The organism is Fodinibius sp. AD559 (genome assembly GCF_052712805.1).
This window is the reverse complement of the sequence record NZ_JBQPVW010000002.1, coordinates 465,855-486,305: the sequence shown is the minus strand read 5'-3', so window position 1 is coordinate 486,305 and position 20,451 is coordinate 465,855. Positions and strand designations below refer to the sequence as shown.

At 42.9% G+C, this 20,451-nt stretch carries 18 protein-coding genes; 9 read left to right on the top strand and 9 right to left on the bottom strand.

Annotated features, from left to right (window positions below; all coding sequences use genetic code 11):
• Nucleotides 1-28 precede the first annotated feature (28 nt).
• From pstA to ACQ4LT_RS05065, 3 genes are all read right to left on the bottom strand, one after another.
• Nucleotides 29-886, bottom strand: coding sequence for a phosphate ABC transporter permease PstA (pstA, locus tag ACQ4LT_RS05075; protein WP_445664935.1), 858 nt, complete (start codon nucleotides 884-886; stop codon nucleotides 29-31).
• Nucleotides 879-1,754 (bottom strand): phosphate ABC transporter permease subunit PstC, encoded by an 876-nt coding sequence (pstC, locus tag ACQ4LT_RS05070; protein ID WP_445664934.1) that lies wholly within the window; start codon nucleotides 1,752-1,754, stop codon nucleotides 879-881. The genes pstA and pstC overlap by 8 nt, the downstream gene beginning before the upstream one ends.
• Before the next feature lie 69 nt (nucleotides 1,755-1,823).
• The gene (locus ACQ4LT_RS05065; RefSeq protein ID WP_445664933.1) at nucleotides 1,824-2,753 is read right to left on the bottom strand and encodes a PstS family phosphate ABC transporter substrate-binding protein; all 930 of its coding nucleotides are present in this window, start codon (nucleotides 2,751-2,753) and stop codon (nucleotides 1,824-1,826) included.
• 315 nt (nucleotides 2,754-3,068) lie between these two features.
• Here ACQ4LT_RS05065 and ACQ4LT_RS05060 point away from each other — a divergent pair, with 315 nt between their 5' ends.
• Complete coding sequence (locus tag ACQ4LT_RS05060) at nucleotides 3,069-3,812, top strand: NYN domain-containing protein (RefSeq protein WP_445664932.1); 744 nt, start codon at nucleotides 3,069-3,071, stop codon at nucleotides 3,810-3,812.
• A gap of 299 nt (nucleotides 3,813-4,111) precedes the next feature.
• Here ACQ4LT_RS05060 and ACQ4LT_RS05055 read toward each other — a convergent pair whose 3' ends face one another.
• Genes ACQ4LT_RS05055 through ACQ4LT_RS05045 form a run of 3 tightly spaced genes read right to left on the bottom strand, consistent with a single transcriptional unit; the run spans nucleotide 4,112 to nucleotide 8,378 of the window.
• Entirely contained in the window at nucleotides 4,112-4,996 is an 885-nt protein-coding gene (locus tag ACQ4LT_RS05055; protein WP_445664931.1) for a cell division protein FtsX, read from the bottom strand.
• 14 nt (nucleotides 4,997-5,010) lie between these two features.
• Nucleotides 5,011-7,095: a putative porin gene (locus ACQ4LT_RS05050; RefSeq protein ID WP_445664930.1), complete on the bottom strand. Its 2,085-nt coding sequence runs from the start codon at nucleotides 7,093-7,095 to the stop codon at nucleotides 5,011-5,013.
• Nucleotides 7,092-8,378: a competence/damage-inducible protein A gene (locus tag ACQ4LT_RS05045; RefSeq protein ID WP_445664929.1), complete on the bottom strand. Its 1,287-nt coding sequence runs from the start codon at nucleotides 8,376-8,378 to the stop codon at nucleotides 7,092-7,094. The genes ACQ4LT_RS05050 and ACQ4LT_RS05045 overlap by 4 nt, the downstream gene beginning before the upstream one ends.
• Before the next feature lie 127 nt (nucleotides 8,379-8,505).
• Between ACQ4LT_RS05045 and ACQ4LT_RS05040 the strand changes: the two genes are divergently transcribed.
• The 7 genes from ACQ4LT_RS05040 (at nucleotide 8,506) to ACQ4LT_RS05010 (ending at nucleotide 14,582) form a co-directional block, all read left to right on the top strand.
• Nucleotides 8,506-9,117, top strand: coding sequence for a CDP-alcohol phosphatidyltransferase family protein (locus ACQ4LT_RS05040; RefSeq protein ID WP_445664928.1), 612 nt, complete (start codon nucleotides 8,506-8,508; stop codon nucleotides 9,115-9,117).
• Complete coding sequence (locus ACQ4LT_RS05035) at nucleotides 9,089-9,562, top strand: phosphatidylglycerophosphatase A family protein (RefSeq protein ID WP_445664927.1); 474 nt, start codon at nucleotides 9,089-9,091, stop codon at nucleotides 9,560-9,562. Before ACQ4LT_RS05040 ends, ACQ4LT_RS05035 begins: the two co-directional genes overlap by 29 nt.
• A 77-nt stretch (nucleotides 9,563-9,639) precedes the next feature.
• On the top strand, nucleotides 9,640-10,281 hold the full coding sequence (pyrE, locus tag ACQ4LT_RS05030; protein WP_445664926.1) for an orotate phosphoribosyltransferase: 642 nt from the start codon (nucleotides 9,640-9,642) through the stop codon (nucleotides 10,279-10,281).
• A gap of 200 nt (nucleotides 10,282-10,481) precedes the next feature.
• Nucleotides 10,482-11,849, top strand: a complete 1,368-nt coding sequence (miaB, locus tag ACQ4LT_RS05025) for a tRNA (N6-isopentenyl adenosine(37)-C2)-methylthiotransferase MiaB (protein WP_445664925.1) — start codon at nucleotides 10,482-10,484, stop codon at nucleotides 11,847-11,849.
• A gap of 202 nt (nucleotides 11,850-12,051) precedes the next feature.
• The gene (locus ACQ4LT_RS05020; protein WP_445664924.1) at nucleotides 12,052-13,356 is read left to right on the top strand and encodes a sigma-54 interaction domain-containing protein; all 1,305 of its coding nucleotides are present in this window, start codon (nucleotides 12,052-12,054) and stop codon (nucleotides 13,354-13,356) included.
• Nucleotides 13,343-13,861, top strand: a complete 519-nt coding sequence (gene lptE, locus ACQ4LT_RS05015) for an LPS assembly lipoprotein LptE (protein ID WP_445664923.1) — start codon at nucleotides 13,343-13,345, stop codon at nucleotides 13,859-13,861. Before ACQ4LT_RS05020 ends, lptE begins: the two co-directional genes overlap by 14 nt.
• 85 nt (nucleotides 13,862-13,946) lie before the next feature.
• Nucleotides 13,947-14,582: a hypothetical protein gene (locus ACQ4LT_RS05010; protein ID WP_445664922.1), complete on the top strand. Its 636-nt coding sequence runs from the start codon at nucleotides 13,947-13,949 to the stop codon at nucleotides 14,580-14,582.
• A gap of 16 nt (nucleotides 14,583-14,598) precedes the next feature.
• Here the strand turns inward: ACQ4LT_RS05010 and ACQ4LT_RS05005 are convergent, their stop codons facing one another.
• The 3 genes from ACQ4LT_RS05005 to ACQ4LT_RS04995 form a co-directional block, all read right to left on the bottom strand.
• A complete protein-coding gene (locus ACQ4LT_RS05005) occupies nucleotides 14,599-15,234 on the bottom strand; it encodes an MBL fold metallo-hydrolase (protein WP_445664921.1) in 636 nt (211 codons plus the stop codon).
• 95 nt (nucleotides 15,235-15,329) lie between these two features.
• Nucleotides 15,330-15,548, bottom strand: coding sequence for a 50S ribosomal protein L31 (gene rpmE, locus ACQ4LT_RS05000; RefSeq protein WP_445664920.1), 219 nt, complete (start codon nucleotides 15,546-15,548; stop codon nucleotides 15,330-15,332).
• A 74-nt stretch (nucleotides 15,549-15,622) separates the two neighbouring features.
• The gene (locus tag ACQ4LT_RS04995; protein WP_445664919.1) at nucleotides 15,623-17,122 is read right to left on the bottom strand and encodes a sigma 54-interacting transcriptional regulator; all 1,500 of its coding nucleotides are present in this window, start codon (nucleotides 17,120-17,122) and stop codon (nucleotides 15,623-15,625) included.
• A gap of 351 nt (nucleotides 17,123-17,473) precedes the next feature.
• Between ACQ4LT_RS04995 and ACQ4LT_RS04990 the strand changes: the two genes are divergently transcribed.
• A complete protein-coding gene (locus tag ACQ4LT_RS04990) occupies nucleotides 17,474-20,440 on the top strand; it encodes a SusC/RagA family TonB-linked outer membrane protein (RefSeq protein WP_445664918.1) in 2,967 nt (988 codons plus the stop codon).
• Nucleotides 20,441-20,451 lie beyond the last annotated feature (11 nt).

The following is a 20,451-nucleotide window of genomic DNA, read 5'->3' as shown; positions in this document are numbered from 1 at the left end:
CACTTAAGAAATTAAAAAAAGATAGAGATTACCACTCCATTTTGCTTTGCCACTTGTTTCGTAAATATACCGCTATGCCATTCATGATAAAGGTGATTCCGAGAAGTACAATAATAGCGGCTGCCGCATTGATGATAAACTCTTCTTGTGGACGCGACACCCAATTATAAATTTGTACCGGCAATACTGTAAATTCATCCAGCGGATTTTCAGGTGCAAATGGCACATATACCAAAGCACCAACTACAATAAGGGGAGCTGTCTCTCCGATAGCACGTGATAATGCCAGGATCACTCCCGTTAAGATCCCTCCAAAAGAGGCCGGTAAAACCTGATGCCATATCGTTTGCCATTTAGAAGCACCCAACGCATTTGAGGCATCCCTGATAGAGCTTGGAACCGCTTTGATGGCTTCTCGGGTTGATACAATAATGATCGGTAATATTAATAACGATAAGGTAAGTGCCCCGGCTAAAATACTATTCCCCATATCCATCATGCGTACAAAAACCCCCAATCCAAGCAGGCCGTAAATAATAGATGGTACGCTGGCCAGATTGGAAATATTAATTTCAAGGAAAGAACTCCACATGTTGTTCTTCCCATACTCTTCCAGATAAATGCCTGCGCCAACCCCCAGTGGGAATGAGATTAGCGTTGTAAATACCATGATCCAAATGGTGCCCATCCAAGCAGTATAAATACCCGACTCTTCGGCAAATCGCGAGGGTAACTGGACCATAAAATCCCAGCTTAGGCGTTGGATCCCCATATAAATAACGAACCCTATAAAAATGGCCAGAATCACAATGCCAATTATGCTAGAAAAGATGCCTACGTATTTAAACACCTTGTCTTTTAGTCTGTTGATCTTAGCGTTATTCATACTTTTCCTGATACCTGTTTTTAATCCAGAAACTGATATTATTCAAGATAAATGTGACCACAAACAATGTGATACCCGCGGCAAATATCGTTTGGTAAGCCACGGTTCCCTGTGGCACGTCACCCGAGCTGACCTTCACGATATAAGCAGTAATTGTTTCAATAGGTACCGTGGGATCGAAGGTAAATACCGGTGTCTGTCCCGCAGCAATAGCAACAATCATCGTTTCACCAATAGCACGAGACAGTGCCAGAATAATGGAAACCATAATACCCGACGAAGCTGCCGGAACCATTACTCGAAAAGCCGTTTGAAATCGTGTTGATCCCATCCCATAAGAGGCCTGACGTAGCGAATCAGGAACCGCAGCCAACGCATCCTCACTTAGTGAAGACACAAAAGGAATAATCATAATCCCCATTACAATACCAGGGGAAAGCGCGTTGAATCCAGATAAGTCAGGAATAAAAAGCTTTAGAAAGGGGGTTACGATCATCAGCGCAAAGAAACCATACACAACGGTAGGTACCACTGCCAAGACTTCCAAGAGTGGTTTTAGCACTTTTTTAAACCGCTTGGGGGCATATTCATTCAAATAGATGGCAATGGTTAACCCAACGGGCAAGGCCACTGCAATGGCAATAAATGTTGTCAGCAACGTACCCGACACGAGCGGGAGAATTCCGTAATTCTTTTCCGCGAACAGAGGGGTCCATTCGGTACCAGTCAGGAAATCAATGATTGAAACCTCTCTAAAAAAACCAATAGCCTCAAACAATAATACCCCAACAATACCGGCCGTTGTGAGAATGGTTATCAAGGCACATAAAGCCAGTACCTTCTCAATGATTTTCTCTTTAATATTCATGAGCCAGGATAATAGGTGAGTTCTCTGCTCATCTAAAATCTTAGCAATGAGCAGAGGACTCCGATTAAATTAATTTGCTGCTACCGTATCTGAGGCAAAGCTGCGAAATGCTGATTTCTGTTCTTCAATATCCTCTTCGGGCATAGGCACATATCCCACATCCTTTGCCAGTTCTCCGGCATTATCAAAATAGAATTCAACAAATTTTTGTACGGCCGGACGTTTCGCAGCACTCTTAGCCACATAAATATACAGCGACCGTGATAACGGCTTATATGTACCGTCTTTAACGGTTTCCAGTGATGGTTCAACGGGCCCATCGCCGGAATCAATTCCGATAAGCTTCAACTGATCAGCATTTTCTTCATAATACGCCAGACCAAAATATCCGAGCGAATATTTATCTGACGAAATCCCTTGTACAGCTACGTTATAATCAGCCACCGCATTATAATCAGTCCGACTAGCTCCCGATTCTCCATTTATTGTTTCGGTAAAAAAGTCATAGGTACCATGAGCAGTATTTGGACCATAAAGACGAATATCTTCATCCGGCCATCCTTCGCGTATATCACTCCACTGTTGTACTTCACTGTCGGCCTTCCAAATTTCATTAAGTTCCTCAGGGGTAAGTGTTTTAATCCAATCGTTGTCGGGGTGAGCAACGATCGAAATCCCATCTAATGCAATAGAGAATTGCTGATACTCAATGCCATTCTCTTCTGCCAACGCTTTTTCCTCTTCGGATATTTCCCGGGATGAGTTTGATATTTCAGTTTCTCCCCGTACAAATTTTTTGAAACCGGCACCTGATCCGGATGATCCTATCGAAACTCTGATATTCGGTTCTACCTTACGGAATTCCTCAGCTACGGCTTCGGTTATGGGATACACCGTACCGGAACCGTCAATTTTTATTTCATTTTGAGATCCGCCTGATCCGCAAGAATACAAGAAAACACCACTAAAAAGGAAGAGTGCAAATATTTTTTTAACCATTATCTCAGTAATTTAGTATTGGTTGTTTCTATGTGATAAGTATGCTGAAATTCGATGTATAAAGGTATTTCAAAATTCTGAGTCTTTTGTTAACTCAATGTTAATTCTTGAGTACCAATCCTTTCCCATTACCGTAAAAAAGCCTTTCGCTATCGTCTCTCCATAAATTCCTGTGCTAATTAAAGTTAACAATCCTCAGAGATCTACTGATTTGTATCTCCATCTCTTTCTTGGAGTTAAGCAGTAAAATCGTAACTTATTAATCTCTTTAAGCGAGAGAAGTTACAAGAAGTTTAATTTGCATTATTTCAAGTTATGGACCAAGAAAGATCTGATAAATTAGCAGTTTTGATCGATGCTGATAACGCCCAACCGGCTATTGTGGAAGGACTCTTAGCAGAGATCGCAAAATATGGCACCGCTAATGTAAAACGTATTTACGGTGACTGGACATCCACAAAACTGCGCGGTTGGAAAGATCATCTGCTGGATCACTCCATCCAGCCAATACAACAGTTTGGCTATACTACCGGAAAAAATGCGACCGACAGCGCCATGATTATCGACGCCATGGACCTGCTCTATACCAACCAGTTTGATGGTTTTTGTATCGTTTCAAGCGACAGTGATTTCACCAAGTTGGCAGCCCGCATCCGCGAAGCTGGTCTCATTGTATATGGATTCGGAGAACAAAAAACTCCAGACCCTTTTGTAGCAGCATGTGACAAGTTTATCTATACGGAGGTGCTTCGTAGCGAAGAAGAAACGGACGAGGATTCTTCCATACAACGCATGTCAACAAACGAACTCAAGCAGGATACCAAACTTGTCAACCTAACACGTAATGCCATCGAAGCCTCATCCGATGAAAGCGGCTGGGCACATCTCGGTCAGGTAGGTAGCTATATTGCCAAGCAATCTCCCGAATTTGATCCCCGTAATTACGGGTACCGAAAGCTGGGCAACCTGGTGAAAGCTATTAAACTGTTTGAGATTGAAGAACGCTCTACCGGTGAAGGGCAATCGAAAGCCATTTATGTGAAGGATAAGCGGAAGTAGAATACTGATTTTATTGATCACCACTCATTTAATGTAATGATATCATCTCGAACAAAGTGAGAGGCCCTTGGTTTTTCAACACGAGAAACGAAGATTTCTCTCAGCGCTGCGCTTGTTCGAAATGACACCCTAAGTTCTAAAGTAATATCTTGTGGCGATGCTCTGCGTCGTCACTTTAAAACTACTTTAGAGACCTATCAGGTTTCCCAATCATGATAGGTTTTGTCCAGATATCCCTCTACAAGTTAGGTGATTAAACTTCATCCATGGATAACAACTCCAACTATCTGATGAGGAAATTATTCAGAAATGGATGTCCTCTTAATAAACTTGCGTGCAGCCCACTGGCTACCCCAGAATCCCATGAACATAGCCAACAATATCATCGCTCCACAGAGATAATACCAGCGACCAAAAGGCCATTCCAAAACCCCCAATTGCGGAATGTATTCAGGAAGCAAATAGTGAAACGTGGCGTACATCACTCCTACCGAGAGCAAGCCGGCAATTAATCCCTGTACAATTCCTTCAACAACAAATGGACGGCGAATAAATCCATTGGTGGCCCCTACAAGTTTCATAGCTTTAATAAGATCACGCTTTGCGTAAATCGTTAAACGGATAGTGTTAAACACCAAAATCATAGAAGCCAGTAAAATGAGAATTCCCAGTCCCCCGCCCACCATCGCAGCAGTCTGGAAATTTGATTCTATACGCTTCAGTAACTGCTGATTAAACCGTACTTCATCTACCCCCCGATAAGATTGGATTTGATTGACCAGCGAATCAACCTGTGAAATCTGGGCATTGGGATTAATATTTAGCTTAAAAGAAGCGGGTAGGAACTTGAGATCCGCCAGTGACCTTCCTGCCGAGCCAAACTCCTCTTCAAAAACAGCCGCCGCACTGTCTTTGGATATATAAGAAACCTCTTGAACAAGCTCCTCTTCCTTTAGTTGCTCGGACAATTCATTCGTTGTCCGTTCATCCAGATCCATCAAAAATACTTCTACATCAATTGACTTTTTAAGCGACTGAGCCACCTCGTAACCGTTGTAACCCAAACGAGCCAATAACCCCAATAGCAATACCGCAATAAACAGCGAGAATATTGAAGTAAATGCTGCAAGTTTTGCCCGACCGATTCCGGCCATACCTTCCTTAACGACGTAACCTAAACTCATCCTTTTATTATTTTTTAATTTCTGAAAAGTGCCCGAACGCTGAAAATAAACCGGCGCTGCGACATGGGATACCGAGCAGTCTCAAAGTAGCCGAGTTGACTAACATCGTCAAGCACATTTTCCCACCGTAAAATAAACATAATAGATCGCACTCGCGCCGAAATATCCACATCCAGCCTGTTGAATCTCGGTAACTGCTGATCAGCGCTCATCGACTGCCAATAATTTAACTCGGGATTGTAGTGATCAGCCTGATATCGAAACGGGGCAGCCATCCCCGAAACACCAGCCTTTACGTAGGTCGCACGATCAAACAGATACCCCTTCCAATACGCGCTTCCCTTCAACCAGACCCGTTCCTGGGGCGACATCGGAATGGTACCGGATGCAGATAAATAACTATCCGCAAAACGATGAAACACGGCCGATCCCTCAAATTCAAAATTCGTTAAATCCCATTCAAAAAAGCCCGTAGCTGATTGCGAGGCATAATTATCAACATTTGTGAAAAGGCTTTCTGCCATCATAATGCCGTCTGTAATCTCTTTGTGCTGACCGCGAATACCAATCTTCGTATCAGGATTAAAATGATAGCTCAATGTTCCCCGAACGTCCTGTATTTTTTCGTTTTTGAGATCGGGATTTCCCTGAAACTGCCCCGAATTCCAATACAACTGCTGTGGCGTAGGCATAACGGTTCCTGAAGATGCTCCCGCCGTCAAGATGAATCCACCAATGGGAATTTCCCCCTCGGCATTTATCTGATACGACTGAAAACCATCGGATCGCATCTGCAATTCAGCATCGCCCATTAAATCGATAATCGGGATATAATTTAATCGTACACTCCCGTCTGCTTTTGCGGTGGCCCAGTTATCAGCGGGGAAGCTTCTGTTCTCCGGCGTTTGATTGAAGAAATACTCAGCTTTGGCCCCGGTCTCCAGCTCCAAACCTCCCCAATTCCACCACTTGCGGACATTGGCTCCCACCGATTTTAAGCTATATCCGGTACTATCTCCCGGAAATGTCAATAATCGCTCATCACTTCTATGAAAAAGTCCCGTCCTGAAATTGTCTTCTGTTTCCGTGCTGTCGGGATTACGGTGATAATAATTTAAGGTTAGTATATTGTTCTTTTGCCCGGTTGTAGCCGAAGGGTGAACGGCTGAGGCAGAATAACGATCAAAATTAAATGTCCGCATATCCGCCAAATTATACCCAAAAGGCTGACCGATATCGTAATTATTAGTGATATAGTTAAGCTTCAAGTATTTATTTTTTTCTAAATGATGACTGGCCTTCAAATAAATCTGGCGACCGGTAATTTCAGAGTTGTTGTATTCTCCGCCGGAGCGCCGATCCCAGTAGCTCAACTCTATGTTTGTTCGCTGCGATAAATTATGGCTCACTTCAAACTCCAGGTTGCGATAGTTGAACTTGCTTTCGCTGTAAATAAGCCTGGAAAGCGGCTTATTTATATAATACTGGTGATGGTAAAATCGTGACTCATGCACAGTCCCCAAGTCATCAATATAAAATTCAGCAATCTTATTTTGCGGGATCAGCTCCCAGTTGACAATACCGGATACGGGATCATTTAACGAAATATCCTCCCAGTACAATTGTTGGTGACGCGGCTCATGAGCATTTCGCTGTATGGCATTTGAACGAATATTTGTCCCCAGTCGGTAGCTGATAACGCCCGGGGCTCGATTGAGTTTATAGGTCCAGTCCGACCAATACTGCCATCGCAATGTGCTGTCGGTTTCCGTGCGCTCTGCTCCCAGCGGTGCGTGAAATTCCCAGGGATTCACTTTAAACAGCTCCTTCTCTTCTTCTGAGTGAGATTGAGTAGTCGTATCTCGGAGTGTAGATAAACTCAACGGAAAACGAAAAAGTGTATCTGCTGCTGTAGTATTCAAAGAAGTAGTATCATCAACTACATCTGGCAATTCGGGAGGATACAAAAAGAGCGTGTCCGTTTCCGCAGAATCCAACGCTACCGAATCTACCGTGGTTGAGTCGACCTGGGCCACGGTCACCGACTGGCAAACTGCCAGCAATATTAAAAGTAAGTATGTTGTGCGTAATAATTTCAAGCCTGATGTTTTTTAAATCCGTATGGCATTTCTTCAATTCCCAATATCGATCGTCGAATGATTTCTAAAGCAATAGCTGACGAACGCTCTTTATTGATCAGGCGGTCATTCGTAAAGCGAGCTTTCAACGCAAAATGCTCCTCCTGGCTCCAGAATCCAATCCAAACCGTACCCACCGGTTTTTCTTCGGTTCCACCGCCCGGACCGGCGATTCCCGTTGTTGATACGCCTATATCAGCATTCAACTGATAAGCAACGCCTTTTGCCATCTGAAGTGCCACCGGTTTGCTTACTGCTCCGTGAGAATTTAGATCATCCGACAAAACCCCAAGCTGATTCACTTTTACCTGGTTTGCATACGCAATAAGGCCGCCCATCAAATAGCGACTGCTGCCCGGGACATCCGTGATGGCATTTGCCAGGTAACCGCCGGTACAACTCTCAGCAACACTTAATGACAAATCACGCTCTACCAATAAGTCGCCGACTGCTTTCTCCAAATTAAGGTCTTTTCCTTCTCCGATAATATATTTTTCGGCTTTCTCCCTGATATGATTTCGAACAGGATCTATCCGCTCATCAATTTCCTTATCCGAATTACCGTAAGCACTAATCCTAATCTTTGTCCCCTGCGTACTCGGCAGGTAGGCTACGCTAACATGATTGGGCAACACATCACCAAGCGGACCAACGATCTCATCGCTGAGCGTGCTTTCCCCAATGCCGGCCGTGGTAATATAGTGCGAACGTCGAAATTCCGTATCCCCATTGATAGCTCTCACTTTGGGTATCAGCTTTTCATTCACGAGGTGCTTCATCTCATGCGGGACGCCCGGCAACACCGCCAGCTTCACCGACCCGCGATCGAACCACATGCCCGGAGCTGTACCCTGTGTATTAAAGAGCACTTCGCAGCAGTCGGGTATCTCGGCCTGATGGTAATTCGACTTGCTAAAAGGGATATTTCGCTTCTTAAAGACCTTTTTAATGAACTCCAGCACCGAATCCTCGAGCACCAGATCGCAATCAAAAAGTTCGGCCACTGCTCGTTTGGTAATATCGTCGTGGGTAGGGCCAAGCCCACCTGTCGTTACTATAAGATCTGTTGATGACAACGCCTCCGATAAAATATTTTTCATCGTATTTAAATCATCACCAATCGTATAAATGTGGGTCACATCAATTCCTATCTCGGTAAGCACATCACTCAGCCAGCTGGCATTGGTGTTCACCGTATCACCAATAAGTAATTCATTTCCAATAGATATAATGCGGCACTCCATGTAACATCAATATTTAACATTGAGCAAAAATTGTTGATCAAAATATCAAACTCTGGCAGCTTTTCGAAGCTAATTATTCTGCTACAAAAAAGATTTAATTCTCTATAACAATTACTATCTTTGGGCCGTGCGTCAAATACCCAACATATTAAGTACCATCCGTATAATATTGGCTCCCATCTTCTTAATCCTGTATGTTCAGGATGAAGTAGTATGGCGTGCCCTAAGTGTAGGCATTTTTGCCGTGGCTGTCGTTACTGATTTTTTTGACGGGTATATCGCCCGTATGTACAGCGCTGAAACGGAATACGGAGTTTTTTTAGATCCCCTGGCCGACAAATTTTTAACCTTTGCAGGATTCATCTGTTTGCCCTTTATTGATGCCGCGCAATTTCCCTGGTGGGCCATTGGTGTTATTGTTTTTCGGGATATTTTAGTTACAGGGATGCGCGTCTTGGCCGATTACCGCAATATCACGATGGATACCCGCCTGACAGCTAAGGCAAAAACTTTAAGCCAGATGTTCTTTCTTTATCTGGTACTTTTAGTGGGGGTTTTTATAGAAACGGATGTTTGGCTCAGCAGCTACTGCGTACAACTTCTCCAATCAGGGATTTTAGGCTGGCTCATGATGATTATCGTAGCCATAACCGTTTATTCAGGAATAGAATACGTTTTTATCAACAGAAAAATATTTTCAATACAGAAAGATGCCAAAACTGAAACCGATACTCGGTAGTTTCTTTAACGCCGGTTTTTTACCAAACGCCCCGGGAACATGGGGTAGCTTTTTTGCACTTTTCCCTATCTATTTCGTAGGATTATATAGTCCATGGTACGGCATGGTTTTATTAGCAATACTATTTTCCTATATCACCGTATGGGTATCTGAGGAATGCGAAAAAGAATGGGGCGGCGATCCCTCTCCCCTCGTGATGGATGAATTTGCAGGACAGGCTGTGACGTTCATTGCCATTCCCTTTAGCGGAATTCTGTCACAAGATCTGCTCTTGCTGTTTGTTGGATTTATCTTCTTTCGGTTTTTTGACATTCAAAAACCACTTGGCGTCAACAAGTTACAAGAAATTCCCGGAGGTTGGGGAATTCTCGTTGATGATCTGCTGGCCGGGGTATACGCCCTGATATGTATGCAGGGACTTTTATATATTTTAGAAATTATTTAACAATATGCTAATCAATCAGTAATGACATTTTTATTATCATTAACGTTGATCAGCACGCGAACTATTAACAATTGTATATGATTATTGATCAAACATTCTCAAAAGAAATTGCACTTGACTTACTGGACATCAATGCGGTTATCCTGCGTCCCAACGATCCATTTACGTGGTCATCGGGATGGAATTCACCTATCTACTGTGATAACCGTCTGACTATGCGGTATCCCAAAATACGCAAGAAGATCGCCCAGAAATTTGTTGAATTCATATCCGAAGAATATCCCAATGTGGAGGTCATCACGGGTACAGCCACGGCCGGCATTCCGCACGCTGCCTGGATTGCCGAAAATATGGATAAGCCGATGTCATACGTCCGCGCCAAAGCAAAAGCGTATGGGCTTGGAAACCAGATCGAAGGCGGCATCCAGAAAGGAGAAACAACGGTCGTTGTAGAAGATCTTATTTCGACCGGAGGTTCAGCTATTTCGGTGGTTGAAGCCCTGCAATTTATTGGCGCAGAAATAGAAGCTGTACTCAGCATTTTTACCTACGACTTTGATAAAGCAACGAAACGCTTCGGCAAAACGGGGGTCCCCATGTTTACACTCACTGATTACGCTACCCTTATCGATGTAGCCAGCAAAAACGATTATGTCAATGAATCAGATCTCGAAACGCTGGCCGAATGGCGTAAATCACCCGAAACCTGGCCTAATTAGTTTAGTTACAAGTTGTGAGTTGAAAGTTACAGGTTGTGGTTTTTAGCATGGTTAGCGGTACATCATAAAATCGAATAATTGTCTTTTAGATTTATATCCAACTTTTAACATTCAAAACCTGCAACTTCAAAACTTTCATAAAGAGCTAAACTCTCCTTATATTCACCAGTCTAAATAATCAGGAATAAAACATTGCCACAGTGGATCAACGCAACTTTTACATCGAGACGTACGGCTGCCAAATGAACGTCTCTGATACCGAAATCGTCAACTCCATTTTGATGGAGGAAGGTATGCAGCCCGTTAACGAACCGGAAGAGGCCGAAATCATTTTTATCAACACCTGTTCGGTTCGCGAAAATGCCGAAGAGCGTGTCTGGAATCGCCTTAAAGAATTTAAAGCGCTAAAAAGAGAACGGGATGACCAAAATATGACTGTGGGCGTGCTGGGTTGTATGGCCGAACGTATCCGCGAGCAGATTATGGAAAAGGAAGAGCTTGTCGATCTCGTTGTTGGTCCCGATGCTTACCGCGACCTGCCTAAATTGCTTTCTGATGTTGATAACGGACAAAAGGCTGTTAATACCATTCTTTCGCTGGAAGAAACCTACGCCGATATTAAACCGGTCCGCCGTAACGATAACGGCGTAAATGCTTTTGTCACGATTATGCGCGGCTGCGACAATATGTGCGCTTTCTGCGTGGTGCCGTTCACCCGTGGGCGTGAGCGCAGCAGAACGGCAGAAAGCATTATTGAAGAACTGCAACAACTTAGTAATCAGGGCTATAAAGAAGTTACCCTGCTGGGACAAAATGTTAATTCCTATGATGACGGAGATAATTCTTTTGCTGATCTGATGTACAAAGCCAGTCAGGTTGATCCGGAGATGCGCATTCGCTTCTCTTCCCCACATCCCAAAGATTTCCCCGAAGAACTGCTGGAAATTATTGCCGAGCAACCAAATCTTTGTAATTATATTCATATTCCGGCGCAGTCGGGTAATAATGACGTACTGGAACGCATGCGACGTCCTTATACCCGGGAGCAGTATTTAGATCTTGTTGAAAAAATGCGTGATATCATTCCGGGTGTTACACTTTCTACTGATATTATTACCGGTTTCTGTGGTGAAACGGAAGAAGAGCATCAGGATACGATGTCGTTAATGGCTGAAGTCGAGTACGACCTGGCATATATGTTTGCCTACTCCGAACGCGGACGCACGCTGGCGCAGCGAAAATACGAAGACGATGTCCCCGAAGACGTTAAGAAACGTCGCCTTTCGGAGATCATCGAGCAACAAATGAATATCCAAGAAGAACTTAACAAGAAAGAAATCGGGCGCCGACACCTGGTACTCGTTGAAGGAACCAGCAAGCGGTCTGACGAGCAGCTGTGCGGACGTACGGATACCAATAAAATGGTCGTTTTCGATCGCGAAGAGCATATCGGAAAAGGTGATTACGTTGAGGTAACAATTACCGATTGTACCTCTGCCACCTTGATGGGAGATCTCATCAAAAAGAGTAGCATACAGGAATTTAGCCAGGAAACAGTAGCTGCATAAAATTTGGGACGCGATTATTTCCAATCGCTCAGGACAAACAAATCGTCATATAATTCCTGAGAAATGCTTATAAAGCAGCTTCCGTTATAATAATTACTGCTGAATCTTTATGTATCTAAAGCAGTAATTATTACCTTTACTTATACTTGTACTTGTACAAAAAAGTTTTAACACAAATATTTTCTAAACGAGCTTCTCCCCTATGGATCGTGAAGTATTTCAAGAACGATTTGGACTTATTGGAGAATCTGCCGCGCTCAAGCAGGTTATTGACAAAGTTATACAGGTAGCTGACACCGATATCACCATACTTTTGGAAGGCGAAAGCGGCGTGGGTAAAGATGTAACGGCCAAAGCCATCCACGAAATAAGTCACCGCAGTAATAATAACATGGTCATCGTCAACTGTGGTGCCATCCCCGAAGGCATTATTGAAAGTGAACTATTCGGACACGAAAAAGGTGCTTTTACCGGTGCTCATGAAGCACGAGAAGGATATTTTGAGAAAGCCGACGGCGGTACAATTTTTCTTGATGAAATTGGTGATACTCCTCCTAACATCCAGGTAAAACTACTTCGGGTACTCGAAACAGGGGAATACTTTCGGGTTGGATCAAGTAGCGTCCGCCAAACGGATGTTCGAGTATTAGCTGCTACCAATAAGGATCTATGGCAACTGGTTCAGGACGATGATTTCCGCGAGGACCTATATTACCGGCTCGATACCGTAAAAGTTAAGCTACCTCCCCTCCGCGAACGTCCTGATGACATTATCCCCATTTTCAGAAAGTTTGTTACTGAATTTTCTGCTAAATACGATTCTGTATTCAAGGGTTTTTCGGATGATGCCAAAGAGCTTTTAATCTCTTACCGTTGGCCGGGCAACGTCCGCGAGCTCCGCAATGTGGCCGAACAGCTGGTGGTACTCGAAAAATCTCAATTTATCGATACCGAGAAACTCCAAAAGTATCTCAAGGGACGACAGCACGAAGGATCGGCCGACAACCTGCCTGTTCTTGCTGATAAGGATTCACAAAGCGGATCGAACGCCCCATTCGGAAACGATGATCAGCGACTTATTTACCGGGCGCTTGTTGAGCTACAAAGCGATATTGGGGATTTAAAAAAGATGCTGGGAACCTTTCTATATTCAACATTTTCACAAAAAAATATGAAAGCCCTTCCCCAAAATATCCAAGATGAGTTTAGCCAGAGCAATATGTCTGACGTCAATATGGATGTCGATGTCGGCGATGCTGCTGATGAGGAGATCGGCGGCGTTGAATCTTTTGCTGAAGCGGATATTTCTGAAGAAGAATCTGATGAAGACAATATGTTCTATCAGTTTTTTAACGATGATGAAGTTCCCTCAATAGAAAAAGCAGAACAGTTTCTAATTGAACAGGCACTCAGAAAATTCGACGGTAATCGACGAAAAGCATCCGAAGCGCTGGGCGTTAGCGAACGAACCCTTTATCGCAAGCTGGACCAATATGATCTGCAATAACAAACGGGGAATTCTTGCTGTACTACTCATCGCTTTTGCCCTGAGCGGTTGCTTCAGATATAGCTTTACGGGTACTTCTATCCCGGATGATGTAAATTCAGTTTACATACCCTTCTTTGCCGATCAGTCTTCCGGCGGTATAGGAAATTTAAGCGATCAACTAAATACTGCCCTCGTTGATCGATTTATAAATCAAACAAGACTGCAGCTTTCGAATTCACGGGCTGCGGCCGATGCCGTTTTAGAGGGAGCTATTGTCAGTTATGCCAACGAACCCTTTAGTGTAACCGGCGAAGGGCAAAGCAGTTTAAATGAAGTTTCCATTTCCGTACGGGCCACATTTCAATACACAGATAAAGAGCAAGCCGAATGGAGCAGTACATTTCGTGGATCAGACACCTATGATACCAATGAAAATCCTATTGAAGGAGAAACAACTGCAGCTGGTGAAGCACTCAATCAAATAGCTGACAACATGTTTAATGATGCCGTAAGCGGCTGGTAGTATTGAAGAATATTTTGATGAGCAACACAAATCTATTTATATAATAAGCGTATAACATTGGTTGGGAATCAGTAAAAAATAACAGATGCCTCAGTTACCATTTAAAATTCCAAAGTCACTGGCTTCATATGCCGAACATTTTGACAAGGAGCCCATTAAAGCTACAAAACGACTCAAAAAACAACTCAAAAAAAGGGGGCCCGATGCCGTAGGACATTTTTTACTGGCATGGTTTTATCACTTGGAAGGAATGGATGAGCAGGCCATTGATGAGGCTCTTAAAGCCCGCATTTTTGCCCCGGGAAGCCCCTTTTTCGAGAAGCTGCATTATTATCTGAGCCACCCCAATACGTTTGAAGCATGGACTCTCGATTCTGAAACAGTTATCTCTCAAAAAGGTACCCAGTTAATTGAGGAGCCGGGGCCCGTTTTAAATTTGGATTCACTTATACAAAAGCTTTCATCTGTTAAATCAAAACGGATACGTCCGGACGAAAAAGAAGAATCCAAGGATAAAAACAAAGAGAAAGTTTCAGCTGATAATGTAGATGATATTGTCTCAGAAACGCTGGCTCAAATCCATGAACGCCAGGGAAAGCTGGATGCTGCCATTCATACCTATGAACGGCTCAAAGAATTGAGGCACAACAAAAAAGAAGAATATCAGGACGAGATTATCCGGCTTAAAGCCTTAAAGGAAGAAGACAGCAGCAAAGAATAGTAACTCTTCTCTCTACTTATCCTTTTACAAAAGGATTTGCTTTTTTTTCGTGGTTGATCGTTGTCTTTTCTCCGTGACCGGGATACACCACCGTATCATCCGGTAGTGTGTATAACTGTTCTCGAATAGATTGTTCCAATACCTTGAAATCTCCTTTATAGAGATCGGTACGGCCTATGCCTTCTCTAAAAAGCGCATCTCCCGCGATAACCAAACCATCAGTTTGGCTATAAAGCGAAACATGATCAGGGGCATGACCGGGTGTATATCGGACGTCAAAAGAAAAATTGCCGAGTGACCAGTTTTCAGTTACCGGCAGAACATCGGGATCAAAAGAAAACCCATCAGAGGTGAATCCAAACATGGCAGCCTGTGATCCAAAATTATTCCACAGGTATCGATCCTTGTCACTTAAATAAACGGGCACATCAAAATTATCCAACACTGTTTGTAATCCCAACACATGATCTACATGAGCATGCGTTAAAACAATAGCAATCAGATCTACATTCTGATTATCAATCTCCTCTTTTACTTTTTGATATTCCGCATCTTCTATAAATCCGGGATCGATAATCAAGGCCTGTCCTCCTTGAGTCAGCAGGTAAGTATTTTCGGCAAATGGTCCTACAGTATATTTAATAACATTCATATGTGATACTCATCCATTAGAAAAAAAATCAAATAAAAAAGGGATGCATCTCCTTGCGAAATGCATCCCTAAATTCTTTAGTCTTCCAAAAACTCTTAGTCGTCTTGTTTGCCGTAACGCTTCTTAAAGCGATCGATACGACCAGCTTTCTTCTGAAAGTTCATGTTGCCGGTATAAAAAGGATGGTTTTTAGAATCAACCTCGCTGCGATATACACCGTCTTCGGTATCTATCGTACTGCGAGTCTTAAATTCAGTACCATCGCTCATTACAACCGTAATCTCTTCGTACTCTGGGTGAATTCCGTCTTTCATGGGATCATTAAATTTCTTTATTGCTTAATTCGGTCGGTAAATATAAGGGCTTAAGAGCCTACTTGCAATCTCAATCATTGTTCCAAATCATCGAAATCATCCAGATCATCAATGGAACCGAGCATGCTTCCCAGCATATCAGAATAGCTGCGAGCATCATCTAACTCCTCTTTGCCTACCATCGAATGCTGATGAAGGGCCTCGATAACAAAATCCATCAGCACATACTGATCGTTATCTTTATCGAGCAATGAGTTTTCCTCCACCAGTGATGAGAGTCCATCAACGCCATCAAGGAATTTCTCATACTCTTTTCGACTCATGTTATCACTGATATCCAAGGTATTACCATCGGCAAACCAATCCAGCACCGGCTGATAGATATTTTCATCACTTTTCTTCTGTTCGCCGGGATCAGGAAAATAGCGAGCAAACGTCTCTTTGATTCCCTTCCCGATAATATGCTTCGCAACATTTGAAGCCCCCTCCTGTTCGCCTTCGTATACCAGCTCCAACTTACCGGTCAATGCAGGAACAATATGAAACAGATCCGTGATGCGTGCTACCGTTTTAGACTCATTATTCACAAGCGCCCGACGTTCAGCTGCAGAAATAAGCTGCTCCATTGCTGTAATGGTCATCCGGGTAGAAACACCACTCTTCTGATCGATGTACTCTGAATCCCTGGCTTCAAAAGCAGTCTGCTCCAGCAATTCTTTGATCACCGGTGGAATCGTTACATCCACTACCCCATCGCGCGAAATCCAGGCCTCTTGCTGGGTGATTTTCATCCCCGTTTCCAACTTTTGGGGGTAATGTGTTAAAATCTGCGAATCGATACGGTCTTTCAGCGGTGTAATAATACTTCCCCGATTGGTATAGTCCTCGGGATTGGCAGAAAATACCATCAGCACATCCAGCGGAATACGAATGTTGAAGCCCCGAATCTGAATATCACGTTCCTGCATTATATTAAGGAGCGCTACCTGAATGCGCGGCTGTAGATCGGGCAGTTCGTTAATCGCAAAAATTCCACGATTCGTACGTGGGACCAACCCGAAGTTTATCACATTCTCGTCGGCCAGAGTCAGCTTCTCGGCTGCAGCCTTAATAGGATCAATATCCCCAATAAGATCGGCCACCGCTGTATCGGGGGTCGCCAGTTTTTCGCCATACCGCTCGGTGCGGTGCACCCAGCGGATGGGAGTTTCATCCCCCTTTTCTTCCACTAATTCTCTCGCATGCTTTGATACCGGATTAAATGGATCGTCATGAATTTCTGATCCCACAATAACGGGCATATACTCATCCAAAAAAGAAGTCAGCTGACGCAATATCTTGGTCTTTGCCTGTCCCCGAAGCCCCAGTAAAATAATATCATGCTTTGCCAACAGGGCGTGCTGCAGCTGGGGAATCACTGATTTGTCATACCCCATAATGTCGGGGAATAGCGTTTCACCCGACTGTATCTTCTCAATTAAGTTTTGTCTTATTTCTTCCTTAACCGGTATGGATTCCCAGCCTGATTTTTTTAATTCCCCTAATGTTTTAACAGTATTTTTCAGCTTTTCCATTGACCTTATAAATAGTTTTACAATTCAGAATAATTTATAACCCATTCACAAGCAGAATCATTTCATCGCTACAATGAATATCATTTTGAATACCAGAATTGCAAAAATAAATGGCTTGTTTCTGGTATAAAAATAATTTTCGTGTGCAGTCATTATTCACTTGAATCTCTCCTCATAAATTGTTAGATATCAGATGAAATGAAAGCGCTTACATATTTACTTATGGGCTAAATTTTTTAATACTCAATGTAAGCGCTTTCATTCATAGTGAAATTACAAACGATCAACACATTTTATCCTCTATTAAAGAATATGTTCAAGACTTATCCACAATAATCTAAACCAACCTCTATGATACCAATTAAAAAGCTACTCATTACGTCGTGTCTGGTACTGGGACTCACACTCCCGGGATTAGCACAGAGTTCCGTATCGGGAACGGTAACAGACGCTCAAAGCGGGGAAACCCTGCCGGGCGTTAATATTACTGTTAAAAACATGCCCGAGCGCGGAACTGCTACCAATGCAAACGGAACCTATAATTTAAATGTACCATCGTTGCAAGATACGCTGGTTTATTCTTTTGTAGGATTCGTTAAGCAAGAAGTTCCAATTAATGGACGGACTACAATCGATGTTTCACTCTCTCCCGATGTTCAACAGCTTGAAGATGTTGTTGTAATCGGTTACGGAACGCAGCAGCGAGAAGATCAAACTGGATCAATAACTTCTGTAAGCTCAGAAGATTTTAATGAAGGAGCCATCACCTCTGCCCAAGAGTTGTTTCAGGGCAAGGCTTCGGGAGTTTCCGTCACCTCTGGAGACGGTGCACCCGGTAGCGGAGCTACGATACGAATCCGTGGTGGATCTTCATTAACAGCAAGTAATGATCCATTATACGTAATAGATGGTGTACCGCTCGATGGTGGAGGCGTCGCAGGAATGAGAAACCCGCTCAATACTATTAACCCGAATGACATTGAGTCAATTACTATCTTAAAAGATGCCTCTGCAACCGCAATATATGGTTCTCGAGCATCCAACGGAGTAGTACTTATCGAAACAAAGACTGCCGAACAGGGACAGGATTTACAAGTTAGCTATACTGGCAAGGCTTCTTATCAAACAATCCCTAAAATGTTAGATGTTTACTCGGCTGATGAATTCAGAAACATTATAGAGCAACAACACGGACAGAATGCTGTTGACTTGCTTGGAGACACAAATACTAAGTGGCAAGACCAAATCTATAATCCGGCCTTCAGTCAAGATCACAATTTAAGCCTGGCGGGATCCACTGGTTTCCTCCCCTACAGAGTTTCATTAGGTTTCAGTGACAATTCAGGCATTCTCAAGACTTCTGATATGGAACGACTCACTGGATCCGTAACACTTAACCCTTCCTTTTTTGATGACAATCTAGAAGTCAACCTAAATCTTAAGGGTATGCGTGTTGACAACTTTTTTGCCAACAGGGGGGCTATCGGTTCAGCTGTTTACTTCGATCCTACACAACCGGTTATGGTAGGAAATGAAGATGATCCGTGGGGTGGTTACTATACTTGGACAAATTCACAGGGAAATCCAATCCCTATTGCCCCAGCAAATCCTGTAGCAATGCTTGAACAACAAAATGATATTTCTACGATTTACAGGTCTATCGGTAAGTTGAAACTGGACTATACTCCAGACTTTTTCTCCAATATAACTGCTACACTGAATCTTGGTTATGACTATTCTGATACAGGAGAAGGTCAAGTAAGAGTACAGGAAAATGCAGCTTTCCAATATGATGGTAGTGGAATAGGTGGACTTTGGACTGATTATAATCAGCGAAAAGAAAATGAACTCTTAGATTTCTATATCAAGTATCAAAATGATTTCCCTTCAATTGAGAGTTCAGTTGATTTCACTGCTGGGTACTCATGGGAACATCACTTAGAGGAAAGTTCAAACTTTTCCACGAATCGCTTAAGACAAGATACGACCGTCGTTTATTCTGATACTGACTTCGCTACTGAAAATTATCTTCTTTCTACCTTTGGGAGGTTAAATTACAGCTACAAAGACAAGTATCTTCTTACCGGTACAATCCGCTATGACGGAACCTCACGCTTTTCAGAAGACAATCGGTGGGGGCTTTTCCCTTCTCTTGCTTTGGCGTGGAAAGTCCATGAAGAACCGTTTCTTTCAGAGTTTGAGAAACTAAGTCAACTCAAGTTACGACTTGGTTATGGTGTCACCGGACAACAACGTATTAATCAGGGAGACTACCCATACTTAGGTACCTATACCCAAAGCCAGCCTACAGCTTCTTATCTGTTTGGAAATGAGTTCGTGCAAACTTTAAGACCTGAAGGTTATAACCAGAATCTCAAGTGGGAAGAAACTACTACTTATAATATCGGGATGGATTATGGTTTTTTCGATGGTAGATTGAATGGTTCACTAGAAGGATACTATCGCAAAACCACAGATCTCTTGAACGTGGTAACTCCACCTGCAGGTACCAATCTTACCAATAGTATATTATCTAATATTGGATCACTTGAAGTAAAAGGTCTTGAATTCAGTGTAACAAGTATCCCCCTGTCAACTGAAGATTCATATTGGGAAGTTAGTTTCAATGCTACACATAGCGTAAATGAGATAACAAAGCTAACTGCGGGAGATAACCCTGGCTATGAGGGTGTAAGGCACGGTGGTATTTCAATAGGAAATACTATTCAAGTTCATAGTGTAGGTTATCCTAGAAGTTCCTTTTACGTATATGAACAGGTATATGATGAGAATGGTGACCCCATTGAAGGTGTTTATGTAGACCGAAATAATGACGGAGTAATTAATAGTAGCGACTTATATCGATATCAAAGTCCAGATTCAGATGTAAGCTTTGGTTTCTCATCTCGGTATGAATACAAAAATTGGGACGCTTCCTTCTCTGCTCGTGCAGAAATTGGCAATTATGTTTTCAATAACGTTGCAGCAGGGGCTTCATATATAGGATTATATAACTCGACTGGGTATTTAAGTAATACAACCACTCAGCTTGAAGATACAGAGTTCTGGAGTTCTCGATTCTTATCTGATCATTTTGTTGAGAATGCATCCTTTCTCCGTATGGATAATATTACAGTAGGTTATACATTTAGCCAACTCCCTGATGTTGTAAAATCAATGCGACTGGCAGCTACTGTCCAGAATGCTTTTGTAATTTCAAACTACGATGGGCTTGATCCAGAAATATTTGGTGGAATTGATGGTAATATCTATCCACGCCCAAGAACATTTGTTCTGAGTGCAAGTCTCAATTTTTAATCGGAATTTCT